General features: G+C 65.5%; 9 protein-coding genes. 8 read left to right on the top strand and 1 reads right to left on the bottom strand.

Features of this window, described 5'->3' with window-relative positions; translation table 11 throughout:
- Positions 1-148 precede the first annotated feature (148 nt).
- The 6 genes from ACSBP4_RS16795 to ACSBP4_RS16770 all read left to right on the top strand — a co-directional run bounded on the left by ACSBP4_RS16795 (position 149) and on the right by ACSBP4_RS16770 (position 5,736).
- Positions 149-520 (top strand): Hsp20/alpha crystallin family protein, encoded by a 372-nt coding sequence (locus ACSBP4_RS16795; RefSeq protein ID WP_006647924.1) that lies wholly within the window; start codon positions 149-151, stop codon positions 518-520.
- Positions 521-586: 66 nt separating this feature from the next.
- On the top strand, positions 587-2,233 hold the full coding sequence (locus tag ACSBP4_RS16790; protein WP_435552904.1) for an ABC1 kinase family protein: 1,647 nt from the start codon (positions 587-589) through the stop codon (positions 2,231-2,233).
- A gap of 43 nt (positions 2,234-2,276) precedes the next feature.
- Positions 2,277-3,365 carry a hypothetical protein gene (locus ACSBP4_RS16785; RefSeq protein WP_435552903.1) on the top strand — a complete coding sequence of 363 codons (1,089 nt, stop codon included), beginning with the start codon at positions 2,277-2,279 and terminating at the stop codon, positions 3,363-3,365.
- 379 nt (positions 3,366-3,744) lie between these two features.
- Positions 3,745-4,119, top strand: coding sequence for a translation initiation factor IF-5A (locus ACSBP4_RS16780; RefSeq protein ID WP_006180210.1), 375 nt, complete (start codon positions 3,745-3,747; stop codon positions 4,117-4,119).
- Positions 4,119-4,967, top strand: coding sequence for an agmatinase (gene speB, locus ACSBP4_RS16775; RefSeq protein ID WP_435552902.1), 849 nt, complete (start codon positions 4,119-4,121; stop codon positions 4,965-4,967). Before ACSBP4_RS16780 ends, speB begins: the two co-directional genes overlap by 1 nt.
- A gap of 265 nt (positions 4,968-5,232) precedes the next feature.
- Positions 5,233-5,736 (top strand): 8-oxo-dGTP diphosphatase, encoded by a 504-nt coding sequence (locus ACSBP4_RS16770; RefSeq protein ID WP_049965744.1) that lies wholly within the window; start codon positions 5,233-5,235, stop codon positions 5,734-5,736.
- Between the two features lie 88 nt (positions 5,737-5,824).
- On the opposite strand, the gene ACSBP4_RS16765 is transcribed toward ACSBP4_RS16770, so the two are convergent.
- Positions 5,825-6,799, bottom strand: a complete 975-nt coding sequence (locus ACSBP4_RS16765; protein ID WP_435552901.1) for a quinone oxidoreductase family protein — start codon at positions 6,797-6,799, stop codon at positions 5,825-5,827.
- Positions 6,800-7,259: 460 nt separating this feature from the next.
- On the opposite strand from ACSBP4_RS16765, the gene proS reads away from it, so the two are divergent.
- On the top strand, positions 7,260-8,741 hold the full coding sequence (proS, locus tag ACSBP4_RS16760; RefSeq protein WP_435552900.1) for a proline--tRNA ligase: 1,482 nt from the start codon (positions 7,260-7,262) through the stop codon (positions 8,739-8,741).
- Positions 8,742-9,239: 498 nt separating this feature from the next.
- A complete protein-coding gene (gene gltB / locus ACSBP4_RS16755) occupies positions 9,240-13,799 on the top strand; it encodes a glutamate synthase large subunit (RefSeq protein ID WP_435552899.1) in 4,560 nt (1,519 codons plus the stop codon).
- Positions 13,800-13,825 lie beyond the last annotated feature (26 nt).

Here is a 13,825-nt window from a genome sequence, read left to right as displayed (position 1 = left end):
ATTCTCCGTCATCGTCCGAATCGTGACTGTCTCCCGCCGTGAGAGACATCGGTGCAACTCGTCCCCGGAGCGTATCGGCGCACATTCGCGGAGGCGACGGATCGCCGCGACCGCGGCCTTTTTCGTATCGGCGTTCAAACCGGTATCTATGTCAGCGCTCCGCGACGCGTTGCGGGATCTCTCCGACGACGTCTTCTTCGATCTGCTCGAGAGCGAGGAGGCCTACCTCCTCGTCCTCGACGTCCCGGGAGTCTCCGCCGAGTCGCTCGAGGTCGCGATCGAGGACGGTCGGGTCTCCATCGACGCCCAACGGGAGAAAGACCCCGCCGGCGACTACCGCTATCTCGAGGAGAACCGGTCGCTGTTTCTCGAGGTGGACCTCCCGCTGCCCGACGACGCCTCCGACGCCGGCGGCGAGGCGACGGTCGACCGGGGCGTCCTCGAGTTGACGCTCCCGAAACGCGGGGCCGGCGAGGAGACGACGATCGATGTCGTCGACGAAGACGCCCAAACGGGGTGACAGAGGCTGGCTTCCCTCCGTGCATACAAGCGGTTCGTCATCGTCGCTTGGCAGTTCCTTCCGCTGTTGCTGGCCTACGCCCGTGACCGGCGGCGGTTCCTGCTGTTCGGTCGCCGGCGGCAAGTCGATCCCGAGACCCATCGCCACCGGGCCGAGGTGTTGCTCGAGTCGCTGTTGACGCTTGGGCCGACGTTCATCAAATTGGGGCAGTTGCTCTCGACCCGGCCCGACATCCTCCCGCCGTCGTACGTCGACGTCCTCGCGTCGCTGCAAGACGACGTGCCGCCGGCCGACTGGGACGAGGCGAAAAGCGTCCTCGAGGACGAACTCGGGCCGGTCGACGAGCGCTTCGCCGAGTTCGACACCGAACCGATCAGCGGCGCGAGTCTGGGACAGGTCTACCGCGCGCGGCTCGACCCCGAGAGCGAGCGCGCACGGGGGCGCAGTGGCAGTGGCGACGGCCACGACGTGGCAGTGAAGATCCGGCGACCGAACATCGAGTCGCTCGTTCGGGCGGACCTGCGGGTGATCAAGTGGTCCTTACCGATCCTGCTGTATTTCGTCGACGACGCCCGGTCGTTCTCGCTGGAGAACTTAGCCGAGGAGTTCTCGAAGACGATCCGCGAGGAGATGGACTACGAGCGCGAGGCCGAGATGCTCACCGAGATCCGGGCGAACTTCGCGGACGACGACCGCTTTCTCATCCCCGACGTGATCGAGAGCCACTCCGGCCCCCGCGTGCTGACCATGGAGTACGTCGAGGGGACGAAGATCAACGACGTCGACGAACTCGAGCGCCGGGGGATCGACCGGACGCGCGTCGCGGAGAACCTGGAACGGTCCTACCTGCAGATGATCATGGACGACGGGGTCTTTCACGCCGATCCCCACCCCGGCAACCTCGCGGTGACCGACGACGGGCGGATCGTCTTCTACGACTTCGGGATGTCGGGCCGGGTCGATCCGTTCGTTCAGGAGAAGATCGTCGACTTCTATATCGCCGTCGCCAACCAGGACATCGACGGCATCCTCGACGCCTTGGTCGAGATCGGGACGCTCTCGCCGGAGGCCGATCGGGGCGTGATGGCCGAAGTCATGGAGATCGCCATCCAGGACGCCCGCGGCGAGGACGTCGAGCAGTACCGGGTCAATCAGATCGTCGGGCAGGTCGAGGACTCGATCTACGAGTTCCCGCTGCGGCTCCCGAAGAACCTCGCGCTCGTCCTTCGGGTCGCGACCGTCGTCGAGGGCGTCTGCGTGACCTTAGACGAGGACTTCGATTTCATCTCCGTCGCGACCGACTATCTGACCGAACAGGGCTACCGCGAGGAGTCCATCCGACAGTACATCGACGAGACGGGCGACCAACTCCGGCGGACCGGCCAATCCCTGACCCGGATCACCCCCAAGGCCGAGCGGGCCCTCGACCGGCTCGATCGCGACGACCTCTACGTCCGGATCGGCGTCGAGGACGAGTCGAACGTCTTCGAGAACCTCGCCAAGCGGCTCGTCTACGGCATGCTCCTGACGATGTCGCTGTTCTCGATGGGCGTCTTATACGCCCTCGAGGCCCCGCGGGCCTCGGTCGTCGCGGCGGTCTTCTCGATCATCGTGCTGATCCAGCTCTACCGGTCGTTCCGCTCGGCCAAGGGGATCGGTGCCCGACCGCAGTTTACCCGCCAGAACCTCCGCCAGCGCCGCGGCAACGAGTAGCGGGACCGCAAACGCTCTTGGGGCTTGCTGTCGTCGGGTCGGTATGGAGTACGATCGGATCGCCGACCTCTCATTGTCGATCGACGACGTTTCGACTGCCCGCCTCGAGCGCGAGACCACGAGCGATTTCACCCGGGTAACGACGGTGATCTCGCTGTCAGGGCCCACGCCGGACGGGGACGGGACGGTCACGGGACGCGGCGAGGACGTCACCTACGAGACCGCCGATCACGACCGGCTGGCCGAGACCGGGCTGCCGGATCTCACCGGCGAGTACACGTTCGACTCCTTTGCCGACCGGCTCGCCGACCTCGACCTGTTCCCCGGCGGCGCGCCGGACCGCGAGGTCTTCCGCAACTACCGGCGCTGGGGGGTCGAGAGCGCTGCACTGGACCTCGCACTCCGGCAGGCAGAGACCGACCTCGGGAGCGTTCTCGATCGCAGCCTCGATCCCGTCCGGTTCGTCGCCAGCACCCGGCTGGGCGATCCGCCGACGGCCGACCGGCTCGCGGGACTGCGCGATCGGATCCCGGACCTCGAGTTCAAGCTCGACCCGACCCCCGAGTGGGACGCGGGCCTCGTCGACGCGATCGACGAGACGGTCGGGACCGACGCCGTCCGCATCCTCGACCTGAAGGGCCACTATGAGGGGACCGACGTCGACGTGCCGGCCGATCCCGAACTGTACGAACGCGTCCTCGAGTCGTTCCCCGAGGCCGTCATCGAGGACCCCGACCTGACCGACGAGACGAGACCGCTGTTCGACGATCCCGAGGTCCGAGCGCGGGTCTCGTGGGACGCGCCGATCCACGGCGTCGCGGACGTCGAGGCGCTGCCCTGGGAGCCCGACTGGCTCAACATCAAACCCTCGCGATTCGGCTCGCTCGAGTCGCTGTGCGAGACGCTGCGCTACTGCGACGACCGCGACATCAGGTGTTACGGCGGCGGCCAGTTCGAACTCGGGGTTGGTCGCGCTCAGCTCCAGACGCTGGCCGCGGTCGGCTATCCCGACGGACCCAACGACATCGCGCCACGAGCGTACAACGATCCCGGGGTCGCGGACGGACTGCCGGCGAGCCCGCTCGAGCCCGCGACCGATGCCGTCGGGTTCGGCTCAGCGTTCGACGGCTGAGCGGGCGCTGGATCGATCGACGCTCGAGTCCCCAACTGGTCGGCCAGCAACACTTTACTCGTGTGACCGCAATCGAAGATGTCCGGGTTGGACTGGATGGATGTGAGCGTGCGGTCCAGCCTGGATGTGAGTTTTTTACCCGGACACTCGTTCGGTTTCTGATCCTCCTCAAAAATAGATGCGGTTCCGGCAGCCAGCGAGACACCGCCCGGGCCGCGATACGGCCGGCGGTTCCATGCCGATACTGGCCGTCGGCTCCTGACCCACTGTCGGGCGGAACGGCCGTTCGCGACGAACCCGACCGGCCCTGTTAGCACATCGAACGCACGCCAGCGGCCATTCCAAACGGTTTATGCACGTCGATTGATTACGCCGGGACATGGCGAAACAGCAGACCGAAGTTCGCGATCTCCAGGAAGGCAGCTACGTCATGATCGAGGACACACCGTGTAAGATCAACGCCTACTCGACGGCCAAGCCGGGCAAACACGGCAGCGCCAAGGCCCGCGTCGAGGCCGAGGGCGTCTTCGACGGTAAGAAACGCTCGCTCTCCCAGCCCGTCGACGCGAAGATCTGGGTCCCGATCATCGAGCGCAAAAACGGGCAGGTCGTCTCCGTCGACGGCTCGGACATGCAGGTCATGGACCTCGAAACGTACGAGACGATCACGATGCGGGTCCCCGAGGACATCGATGTCTCCCCCGACGAGAACATCGAATACCTCGAGATGGAAGACCAGCGAAAGATCGTCTGATGTTTCCCGGGGCGGCCGACGACGGCGAGGTGACCGACGCGGCGGACGCTGCCGACCGTGGAGTCACGAACTTCGTGGTCGTCGGTGCGCCCCTGGACGCCACGACGACCTTTCAGCCGGGGACCAGATTCGGTCCCGACCGGATCCGTTCGTTTGCCGAACCGTTCGACGATTACGATCACCGGACGGACCAACACTTCTCCGACCTGGGCGTCGTCGATCGCGGCGACGTCCGCGCGTGGAACGACGTTGAAGCCTATCTCGAGTACCTCACGAGTACGCTCCGCGAGGCCGTCTGGAACGACGCCGTCCCGCTGACGCTGGGCGGCGAACACACCGTCTCGCTCGCGGGCGTCCGCGCCGTCGAACCCGAGGTGGTCGTCTGTTGTGACGCCCACCTCGATCTGTACGACGCCTACGACGGCGAGCGGTTCTCACATGCCGCCGTCACCCGGCGGATCCTCGAGGACGTCGACTCGGTCGAGGCGGTCATCCTGCTCGGCGTCCGCACGGGCAGCGAGGGCGAGTGGGACCGAGCAGCCGACGACGACGTGACCGTCGTCCCGCCCGAGGACGTGGGCGACTGGACGCCCGACGGCCGACTCGCGGACCGCGAGGTCTACCTGAGCGTCGACATCGACGCCGCCGACCCCGGCTACGCGCCGGGGACGGGAACGAAAGAACCGTTCGGGCTCGAGCCCCGCGAACTCCGCGACGTCGTTCGGGCAGTCGCCCCCCACGCCGGCGGCTTCGACGTGGTCGAGGTCAACGACCGCGACGACGGGCAGGCCGCTGCGCTGGCTGCGAAACTGGTCCGGGAGTTCGTCTTCTCTCACGCCGACGGGTGAGCCGTCGGCTCGTTCTCTACCGGTGTACTGCAGTGGCGCGTGCTGAGTGACGGCGAGTCATGCGAGCCGTCGCTCGACTTCGCGCGAGGGATGAGTGAGCGACTGAAAGGAGCGAACGAATCGGCTGGGGAGGGTGTGGTCACTCCGTGTTGCCACGATAGCAGAGTAGCCTTCTCGATTCCTCGGGCTGACATCTATCCAGGCCCCGGGGAATCCTCTCGAAGCGAGCGTACACCCTTTTCACCCTCCGAGCGAATCCCCGCGTATGATCGAGGCGACGCTGTGTTTTCCGCTCCGCGAGGCTGGCGACGCCGACGAGGTCCTCCTCATCGAGAAACGCCGCGGCCTGGGTGAGGGCTGGTACAACGGCCCCGGCGGGAAACGCGAACCCGGCGAGACACCCCGCGAGTGCGCGGTCCGCGAAACCGAGGAAGAGGTCGGCCTCGAGGTCCGGGCCCTCGAGAAGGCCGGCGAACTCACCTTTCTGCTCGACGGTGAGGCTCACACCTTCTGTCACGTCTACCGCTCCCGATCGTTCGAGGGCGAACCCACGTCGTCCGAGGAAGCATATCCGGAGTGGGTCTCCGTCGACGACGTGCCCTACGACCGGATGTGGGACGACGACTCCCTCTGGCTACCCGGCGTCCTCGAGGGGAAGACGGTCGCCGGCGAGTTCCGGTTCGAGGGCGGCGAACCGTTAGACGAGGCCGAGTTCACCGATCACGACCTCGAGTGGGGTGTGTCGCTCACAGAAGACGAAACGCAGTAATCCGGACACGCTGCTCGACCGACCGACAGCGTACTCCCGCCGTCGGCCGGTGTGTCTGTCGCGATCCGCGGTGGTCTCTTCCCTCGAGTTAGGGTTTCAGCACGATCTTCCCGGAACTCTTCCGGTCCTCGATGTACTGATGGGCCTCGGCGGCGTCCTCGAGCGCGAAGGATTCGCCCAGAATAACCTCGAGATTGCCGCTCGCGAACCCTTCGGTGAGTTCGGGGACCGCTTTCATGACCCGGTCCGGGTCGTGCATGGTGGCCTGCCCGAGGTGGAATCCCTTGACCGTCTTGTTCTCGAAGAGCAGCCGCTGGTTGCTCACTTCTGCGGGAACGCCGCTGGCCACGCCGTAGGTGACCATGCGTCCGAAGTGGCTCATCGCGTCGAGGCTGCGATCGAAGACGTCGTCGCCGACGCTCTCTAAGACGAGGTCGACGCCCTCGCCGTCGGTCTCGGCCTCGACGACCTCGCGGAAGTCCGTCTCGGTGTAGTTGATCGGGTGATCACAGCCCAGCTCGGCCGCGAGGTCGAGTTTCTCCTGTGTACTCGCGGTGCCGAAGACCTCCGCGCCGTGGTTCGACGCCAACTGGACGGCGGCCGTGCCGACCCCGCCCGCGGCGGCCTGAATCAGGACGGATTCGTCCGTCTCGAGACCGCCCCACTCGAACAGACTCGCGTGAGCGGTGAGGAACTGGACGGGGAAGCCGGCGGCCTCGTCGAAGCTCATCGCCTCGGGGACCGGAAAGAGCATGGCCGCTGGGGCGGTGACGTACTCGGCGTAGCCACCGGTATCGAGCATGCCGACGACGCGGTCGCCGACCGAGAGATCGTCGACGCCCTCGCCGACCGCGTCGACCGTTCCCGCGGCCTCCATGCCGGGAACGTAGGGGGCTTCGGGTCCGTCCGGGTAGTGGCCCCGTCGCTGCATGATGTCCGCGAAGTTGATGCCCGCGGCCTTGATTTCGATTCGTACCTCGCCCGCGCCGGGCTCGGGTGTCGGGACGTCGACGACCGATAGTTCGTCACTGTCGCCATAAGAGTCGACCTCGATTGCTTTCATGTCGATCCCCTATAAGACGGTCGCGTCCATAAACCTGTGAGAACCGGATGAAACGAAGCAAGGGTTTCCGAGTGTTTCGCTCCGATTGCTGTCGGCGGACGTGACTGCTCGAGTCGCCCGCGGTCCCGCCGGTACCGGTTCGGTGGTGGGTGCAGGTACGATATAGTAGTCGCTGAAACGATTCACACACTGATCGCAACGCTGTCGGACGATCAGGTGTGCAATGACTGTCAGCGGCTACTATAGCTGGCGCTCGAGAGTGTTAGAGAGACGGTGTAGGTCGGACAGCGGAACCGCCACGGAAACCGCGACGGCTGAAAGGGGCCGGCCGACCGTGCCGCCTACCTCCACCGAGTGGCTATCGGTACAAAACACCTCCGGTACGCGGACCCGAACGGCGGCCGCCAGCGGGCGTTGCTCTTCGCATGGTTTAAGCCCGCGCTGACTGCATGTCGTACTAATGAGCGACGAGAGTCAGGAACTCGGCATCACCGAGTCGAAATCGCACAAGCCCGGCGAGTGGTACGCCGAGGTCGTCCAGAAGGCCGACCTCGCGGACTACGCACCGATGGGCGGCTTTATCGTCACCAAGCCCCGCGGCTACGCCCTCTGGGAGGCGATTCAGGACTCGCTCGACGGCTGGTTCAAGGAGACCGGCGTCGACAACGTCTACTTCCCGATGTTCATCCCCGAGAGCTTCCTCGAGCGGGAGAAAGACATCGTCGAAGGGTTCGACCCCGAGGTCGCGTGGGTCACTCAAGGTGGCCACGAGGAACTCGAGGAACGACTCGCCGTACGACCGACGAGCGAGTCGATCATCGCGCCGTTTATGGCTGACTGGACGCGCAGCCACCGCGATCTGCCGATGCGGCTCAACCAGTGGTGTTCGGTCGTCCGGTGGGAGGCGACGGAGACGAAGCCGTTCTTCCGCACGAAGGAGTTCATGTGGCAGGAGGGCCACACCGCCCACGCCAGCAACGAGGGCGCGTGGGAGGAGGTCTGGACCCGTCTCGGCCAGTACGAGCGGGTCTACGAGGACGTGCTGGCGATCCCGGTCCTGCGGGGCAAGAAGCCCGAACACGACAAGTTCCCCGGCGCGGACACCACGACGACCGTCGAGGCGCTGATGCCCGACGGGAAGTCCGTCCAGGGCGCAACCAGCCACAACCTCGGCCAGAGCTTCGCCGAGGCCTTCGACATCTCCTTCGTCGACGAGGACGAGGAGGAACAGACGGCCTACACCACCTCGTGGGGGCTCTCCTGGCGCGCGCTCGGGGCGCTCATCATGACCCACTCCGACGATCAGGGGCTGGTGCTGCCGCCGACGGTCGCGCCCACGCAGGTCGTCATCGTCCCGATCTGGCAGGAAGACACCAAGGAGGAGGTCCTCGAGTACTCGGAGGGGATCGCCGACGACCTCGAGGACGCCGGCTTCCGCGTCGAACTCGACGACCGGGACGAGCGCAATCCCGGCTTCAAGTTCAACGAACACGAACTCAACGGCGTGCCACTCCGACTGGAGATCGGTCCCTACGAGGTCGAGGACGAGGAGGCCACGCTGGTCCACCGGCCGGACAACGAGGAGACCGTCGAGGACCGCGACGGGATCGTCGACGCCGTCGACGAGCATCTCGAGGAGATCTACGACAAACTGTACGAGGCCGCCGAGGAAACCCTCGAGGACAACGTCCGCGAGGCCCACAGCCCCGAGGAAATCCTCGGCACGATCGGCAAACACGGCGGCTACGTGAAGACGCCGTGGTGCGGCGACGAGGCCTGCGAGGAGGTCATCAAGGAGAAGATCGCCGCCGAGATCGTCATGCAACCCCTCGAGGACGAGGGCGGGTCGTCGGGCGGTGAGGTACCCGAACCCGACCACGACGAGTGTGGTGTCTGTGGCGATCCCGCCGCCGAGATCGCCTACTTCGCGAAGTCGTACTGATCGCTCCCGGCCGATCTCCGTTTTTCACCGCTGTACGGACTCGACGTCTGCTCGAGATCGGGCGCAGTTTCGTGGGGACCCACGTATGACGGTGCGGTTCGTAAGCTAGCTGGCATACTCCAGCGACGGCATCCATCTCACCCCCCGGGACGCCAGTATCCGTTGTGACGGACCGTTTGCACGGGTGACTGTTTCACGCACACCTAATTCTTTAGCCCAAGATTGCTTAGGGGAGGATACCGTTCCAATGGATGTGGTGTTCACTCTGGTGGGTGAACACTACGTGCCTCTGACATTTCGTCCCGTCACCGGGAACTCGCGTTTCCGGGTCGGGATTTCGATCGTCGCTCCGACGACTGCGTGTTTTCCCGTCCGATAATCGGCACCGGTAGTCGAAACTAAGGTGTTTACATATACCTTATATTGATCTATATGTGTTTATAATACACTTAGCCATAATGGATTAGCCTCTTATATCTGTTCCCGCTACGGGGGTGTATGTCACAGCCACATATGGAGTCATCCACCGAGCGTTCACAGGGGCTCGCCGACCCCGCGGACGCACGGTCGAACTGCGGCGTCGGTGTCGTCATGGATCTCGATGGGGACGGGGGCCACGACATCGTCGCCGACGGACTCGAACTGCTCGAAAACCTCGAACACCGCGGGACGACCGGCGCGGAGAAAGACACCGGCGACGGAGCCGGCATCATGCTCCAGACGCCCGATTCGTTCTTCGAGAGTGTCCTCGAGACCGATCTCCCCGAGATCTACGCCGTCGGCTCGCTCTTTCTGCCGCAGGACGACCGGGCACGCGAGCAACTCCGCGATCTCGCTGCCGACACCTTCGACACCTACGATCTCGAGGTTCTCGAGTGGCGCGACGTCCCGACGAACAACGACGATCTCGGCCGGACGGCCGTCGACTCGGAACCCGACGTTTTCCAGGTCGTCGTCGCACCCGAGGACGATCTTTCCGAGGACGACTTCGACCGCCGGCTCTACGTCGCTCGACGCGCGCTGGAAAACGCCGTCGAGGACGCCGACATCGAGAACAAAGAGCGGTTCTACGCCGTCTCGCTGGATGCCAAGACCGTCGTCTACAAGGGGCTGCTCAAGGGCGTCCAAGTCCCCGCCTACTATCCCGATCTCACCGACGAGCGGATGGAATCGACGTTCGTGATGGTCCACGAGCGGTTCTCGACGAACACGCTCGGCGCGTGGCACCTCGCACATCCGTACCGCAACATCATCCACAACGGCGAGTTCAACACCATTCAGGGTAACATCAACTGGATGCGGGCCCGCGAGACCGATATCGAGAGCGACGTCCTCTCCGATCTCGAGGCCGTCAAGCCGATCATCGACGATCCCGACCAGTCCGACACCGCAAGCGTCGACAACGCCCTCGAACTGCTGATGCAGGACGGTCGCGACCTCGCACACGCCCTGCGAATGCTCGTTCCCGAGGCCTGGCGGGGCGACGACGCGATGGATCCCGATCGGAAGGACTGGTACGACTTCCACGCGTCGCTGGTCGAACCGTGGGACGGTCCCGCGCTCGTGGCGGCGACCGACGGCGAACGTGTCGGCGCGGTGCTGGACCGTAACGGACTGCGCCCGTGCCGGTACGACGTCACGACCGACAACCAGCTCATCATGGCCAGCGAGGCCGGCGCGCTCGAGACCGAGCCCGGGAAAATCGAAGAACGTGGCCGTCTCAAGCCCGGCCAGCTCTTCCTCGCCGATCCCGAGGAGGGGCGGGTCATCCCCGACGAGGAAGTCTTCGACGACCTCACCGACGACCGATACGGCGAGTGGGTCGACCAGGAACAGGTCCATCTGGACGACATTCGGACCACGAACGATCGTTCGCCACAGACGGAAATCTCGGCACTGCGCGACCAACAGGCCGCGTTCGGCTACACGCACGACGAACTCGAGAACCTGATCGAGCCGATGACCCAGAAGGGGAAAGACCCCGTCGGCTCGATGGGCGACGACACGCCGCTGTCGGTGCTGACCGAGTTCAACCGACCGCTGTTTTCCTACTTCAAACAGCTGTTCGCACAGGTTACGAACCCGCCGCTTGATTACATCCGCGAGGAACTCGTCACCTCGATGGAGTCGCGGCTGGGCTTCCAGCGCAACCTGTTAGACGAATCGCCCGAACACGCCCGCCAACTCGTGCTGGACTCGCCGATCCTGACCGACGCCGAACTCGAGTCGGTCCGTGACTGTTCGGCAAACGGGATCACGTCCGCGACGATCGACATCACCTACGAGCCCGAAAGCAACGGCCTCGGCGCGGACCTCGAGGCCGCGGTCGAGCGCGTCCGCGAGGACGTCGTCGACGCGATCGAGAACGGCGGCCACGACGTCATCGTCCTCTCGGATCGGAACGTCGATGAGGACCGGGTCGCGATCCCGAGCCTGCTGGCGACCGGCGGCGTCCACCACCACCTCGTGCGCAACGGCCTGCGCAATCACGTCGGCCTCATCGTCGAGTCGGCCGACCCGCGGACCGTCCATCACTTCGCGACGCTGGTCGGCTACGGTGCCGGCGCGGTCAACCCGTACCTCGCCTACCAGACCATCGAGGACATCACCGCCGGCCCCGACGGTGCCGACACCGAGGTCGCCATCGACGCCTACGTCAACGCCGTCGAGGACGGTCTCCTGAAGATCATGGCCAAGATGGGAATCTCGACCGTCGAGAGCTACCAGGGCGCCCAGATCTTCGAGGCCGTCGGGCTCGATTCCGACCTCGTGGCCGAGTACTTCGAGGGCACCGAGAACCGTACCGAGGGGATCGGCCTCGCCGAGATCGAGGAGGACCTCCGCGAGCGCCACGCGACCGCCTTCGGCGACGACGGCGAGGAGTCCGACCTCGACCGCCACGGCGAGTTCGAACACCGCTCGGGCGGCATCCACCACCAGTGGAACCCCGACACCGTCGGCGCGCTCCAGCAGGCCGTCCGTTCGAACGACTACGAGCGCTACCAGGAGTTCGCCGCAAAGATCAACGACCAACAGGAGAACCTCCAGACCCTGCGTGGCCTCCTCGAGTTCGACTCCGACCGCGATCCGATCCCGGTCGAGGACGTCGAGCCGATCAAGGACATCGTCCAGCGGTTCTCGACGGCCGCGATGTCGCTTGGCTCGCTCTCGCCGGAGGCCCACGAGAACAACTCGATCGCGATGAACCGGCTCGGCGCCAAGAGCAACTCGGGCGAGGGCGGCGAACCGCCGGAGCGGTTCAACACCGAACGCGAGTGTAACGTCAAGCAGGTCGCCTCCGGCCGGTTCGGCGTCACTTCGACGTACCTCTCGAACGCCGACGAACTACAGATCAAGATGGCCCAGGGCTCCAAGCCCGGCGAGGGCGGCCACCTCCCCGGCTCGAAGGTCAACGAGATGATCGCCCACGTCCGCAAGTCCACGCCCGGCGTGGGGCTGATCTCGCCGCCGCCGCTGCACGACATCTACTCGATCGAGGACCTCAAACAGCTGATCTTCGATCTCAAGGCCGCCAACGAGACGGCCGACATCAACGTCAAACTCGTCTCCGAGGCCGGCATCGGGACGGTCGCGGCGGGCGTCGCGAAGGCAAACGCCGATGTGGTCCACATCTCCGGCCACGACGGCGGGACCGGTGCCTCGCCCAAGACCTCGATCAAGAGCGCCGGCCTCCCGTGGGAACTCGGCCTCGCGGAAGCCAACCAGATGCTCTGTCGGACCGGCCTCCGGGACCGCATCCGCGTCTCCGCCGACGGCGGGATGAAGACCGGGCGCGACGTCGCCGTCGCCGCTCTGCTGGGCGCCGAGGAGTACATTTTCGGCACCGCCTCGCTGGTCACCGGCGGCTGTGTCATGGCTCGGCAGTGTCACAAGAACACCTGCCCGGTCGGCGTCGCCACCCAGCGCGAGGACCTGCGCAAGCGGTTCCCCGGCGAGCCCGAACACGTCATCAACTACATGACCTTCATCGCGCAGGAACTGCGCGAGATCATGGCCGAACTCGGCTACGAGACGATCGACGAGATGATCGGCCAAGTCGACGCCCTCGAGCAGCGCGACGACGTCGACCACCCGAAGGCCCGCAACGTCGACCTCTCGGAGGTGCTTGCCGACCCCGGCAGCGAGGTCCGACGCAAGATCCGCGAGCAGGACCACGAACTCGAGGACCAGCTCGACCGCGATCTCATCGCCGCCGCGGCCGACGCCATCGAGGACCAGGAGCCGGTCAGTCTCGAGACCGAGGTTACCAACGTCGACCGCACCGTCGGCGCGATGCTCTCGAACCGGATCACCGACCGCTACGGCGAGCCCGGTCTCCCCGAGGACACCATCACCGTCGACGCGGAAGGGACCGCCGGCCAGAGTTTCGGCGCGTTCCTGGCGAGCGGCGTCTCGATGCACTTAGACGGCAGCGCCAACGACTACGTCGGTAAGGGCCTGTCCGGCGGCAAGCTCACGATTCGAACGCCCGAGACCGCCGCCTACGACCCAACCGAGAACGTCTCGATCGGCAACGTCGCGCTCTACGGCGCGACCGACGGCCAGCTGTACGTCAACGGCGTCGCCGGCGAGCGCTTTGCAGTGCGTAACTCCGGCGCCAAGGCCGTCGTCGAAGGCGTCGGCGACCACGGCTGTGAGTACATGACCGGTGGCGTCGTCGCCGTGCTGGGCGAGACGGGCAAGAACTTCGCCGCGGGGATGAGTGGGGGCGTCGCCTACGTCTACGACCCCGACGACGAGTTCGAAGCCAAGGCAAACACCGGCATGGTCTCGCTCCACGACGAACTCGAGGAGAAAGACGAGCGGATGCTCCGTCGACTCGTCGAGAACCACGTCGCCTACACCGGCTCCGAGCGGGGTGAACTCCTGCTCGCAAACTGGGAGCACGCGCTCGAGGCCTTCGTGAAGGTCATGCCCGAGGCCTACTACGAGGCGATCACCGAACAGGGCAGCGACGACGTGCGCAACGAACTGCCCGGCGAACCCGAGGCCGCGGCCGCGGCCGAATCGGCCAGCTTCGCGGCGAGCGACGACTGATTCCGCCGGCACGTTTTTCTTCGGTT

The organism is Natrinema sp. CGMCC1.2065 (genome assembly GCF_051225675.1).
In the GTDB taxonomy this organism is placed as follows: domain Archaea; phylum Halobacteriota; class Halobacteria; order Halobacteriales; family Natrialbaceae; genus Natrinema; species Natrinema thermotolerans.
The sequence above is the reverse complement of the archived record's forward strand: the minus strand, read 5'-3'. Positions and strand labels throughout refer to the sequence as shown.

Excerpts from the sequence above, each read along its gene's own strand:
- ACSBP4_RS16785 (WP_435552903.1), top strand. The coding sequence starts at position 2,277 with ATGGAGTACGATCGGATCGCCGACCTCTCATTGTCGATCGACGACGTT.
- ACSBP4_RS16780 (WP_006180210.1), top strand. The coding sequence starts at position 3,745 with ATGGCGAAACAGCAGACCGAAGTTCGCGATCTCCAGGAAGGCAGCTAC.
- ACSBP4_RS16770 (WP_049965744.1), top strand. The coding sequence starts at position 5,233 with ATGATCGAGGCGACGCTGTGTTTTCCGCTCCGCGAGGCTGGCGACGCC.
- speB (WP_435552902.1), top strand. The coding sequence starts at position 4,119 with ATGTTTCCCGGGGCGGCCGACGACGGCGAGGTGACCGACGCGGCGGAC.
- ACSBP4_RS16795 (WP_006647924.1), top strand. The coding sequence starts at position 149 with ATGTCAGCGCTCCGCGACGCGTTGCGGGATCTCTCCGACGACGTCTTC.
- gltB (WP_435552899.1), top strand. The coding sequence starts at position 9,240 with ATGTCACAGCCACATATGGAGTCATCCACCGAGCGTTCACAGGGGCTC.
- proS (WP_435552900.1), top strand. The coding sequence starts at position 7,260 with ATGAGCGACGAGAGTCAGGAACTCGGCATCACCGAGTCGAAATCGCAC.
- ACSBP4_RS16765 (WP_435552901.1), bottom strand. The coding sequence starts at position 6,799 with ATGAAAGCAATCGAGGTCGACTCTTATGGCGACAGTGACGAACTATCG.